The sequence below is a fragment of the Pseudomonas sp. NPDC087614 genome (assembly GCF_044743485.1).
In the GTDB taxonomy this organism is placed as follows: Bacteria; Pseudomonadota; Gammaproteobacteria; order Pseudomonadales; family Pseudomonadaceae; genus Aquipseudomonas; species Aquipseudomonas baetica_A.
On the sequence record NZ_JBIUWN010000177.1, the window covers coordinates 1 to 1,926 of the forward strand.

At 57.4% G+C, this 1,926-nt stretch carries 1 protein-coding gene; it reads right to left on the minus strand.

Annotated elements, in window-relative coordinates; translation table 11 throughout:
• Positions 1-1,926 (minus strand): hemagglutinin repeat-containing protein (locus ACIOWA_RS27890; protein WP_401162922.1); only part of this gene is annotated, 1,926 nt, incomplete at both ends.

Genomic DNA, 1,926 nt, shown 5'->3' on the forward strand with positions numbered 1-1,926 from the left:
CGGATGGCTAACGGCATCAATGGAGGAACTGCTCGCATACAACGTCGTGCGATGATCCTCATCCTTGGTGATCTCATAGGCCTTGTTCACATCACGATTAAGACCCGCCGTGGAATCCTGGCCGGTAGCCTTGTCGTTACGCACGACAATCTGACCTTCACCCACGGTGGCATTCAGCGTCTGCTGACGGTCCTTGTCGTACTTGTAGCCCTCCACGGCCCAGCTGTTTTTGCTCTCGCCTTCCATGCCCTTGTTCGGCTTGTCGGCTTGGGCGCCACCGCCCCCGCCATAACTGCCGCTGACATTGAGGTAATAACCGTGCTCGTTATCCTTGCCGGTGATGTTGCGGTAGCCGAGGGTGTCAGTGTCGAGTTTCAGGTTGCCGTTGTCAGCGCTGATCACCGAGCCATCGAGTTGCGTATGTTTTTCGGTACGGATGTCGACTTTGCTTTTGCCACTGATAACAGTCTGATTGTCGACCCAGTTGGTCTTGCCGTTGGTCTCGCCATAACCCAGCGAACCGCTGACCGTTGCGCCGAAGCTCACCGCAACCGTCAGGCTGGCGTCGAACTCCTTGCCTTCGACCTTGCCGGTGTTCGGCACAGAGGTCACGGTCAGGTTGCGACCGACATCACCGATGACTTCGTCGCCACGCAAAGTCGCGCCAGCGATATTGGTATCGCGACCGCTTTCGAAGCCCAGTTTGTTACCGGCATACAGATAGGCTTCTTGCTGCTTGACGCCCTCACGGTTGAGATCGCCGATACCCACATTCGCCGAACCATAAACACCGAAGCCGTCCTGGCCGGCGATGATGCCGCCCTCCGCACCCCAGCTACGCCGATCGTGCGAACTCTCGTAGGCGTTTTGCGCCGAGAGAATATTCAGATCGTTACCGGCCTTGAGGGCGATATCCCGCTCGGCGGTGGCCCGGGTGCCGATCAGCGTCAGATCGTTTTCCGCGTCAAGGTTGATGCTGCCACCGGCGTTCAACTGAGTTGCCGTTGAGGTGCCTTGAGTCGACTTGTCTACGGTGCCGGCATTGCTGACACCCACGCCCAGTTTGAAGCCGCCGGTGGTGCCCCCTTTGACGCCACCCTTGCTTTGGGTCGAATGCCCGTCACTGCTTTCCGAGCCATGCGCAACGTCAAAGGTGATGTCCTTGCCTTTGACGTTGATGTCACGGCCGGCATTGAAGTGGCTACCGCTAACGTTGACGTTGTTGCCAGCGTCCAGCGAGATGTCATTGCCTGCAGAAAGCGTCGACGGACGTTGAGTGACCGACGTCTGAGTCTGGCTTGAACTGACGCTCGATCCACCGATATGTCCGTCAAATTTCGGTCCACTGAAGAACTGATCCAGCGTATCAACCGACTTCAGTACGCTTGAGCCTTTGCTGACCCCATCCTCACCTTTGCCAGTGCCTTTAAGGCCATCCATGGTGTTGCCGATGTTGTAGGCCGTGGTCACGGTGATGCCGTTGCGCTTGATGCTGTCACGGATGGTGACTTCGCTTGCCTCTTCCTTGGCATCGATGTTGATGTCGCGATCAGCCTTGAGCCGGATGTTGTTCTCGGCGGTCAGATCGGAGCCTTGCTGGTTGATGTCGCGACCGGCGTTTACATTGATGTTCATGCCCGCGTCGATGGAGCTGCCCGCTGCGGTGTAGCCCTTGCTGTTGACGCCATGTTGAAGGGTTTCGCTGCCAACGAACGTGGTGAAGGCATTGCTGTCGATGGTCTGTTTGATCCCGACGCTTTTGTCCGTCTCCCAAGTATTGCTGCGCTGCTGATCGATCGAGGCAACCACGTTGACATCGCGGCCGGCATCGAGCGAAACGCTGTTATCGGCACTGATTCCACTGCCAATGACGTTGATGTCCCGAGATGCATTGAGAATCGCATCGTGCCCGGCATTGACCTGGCT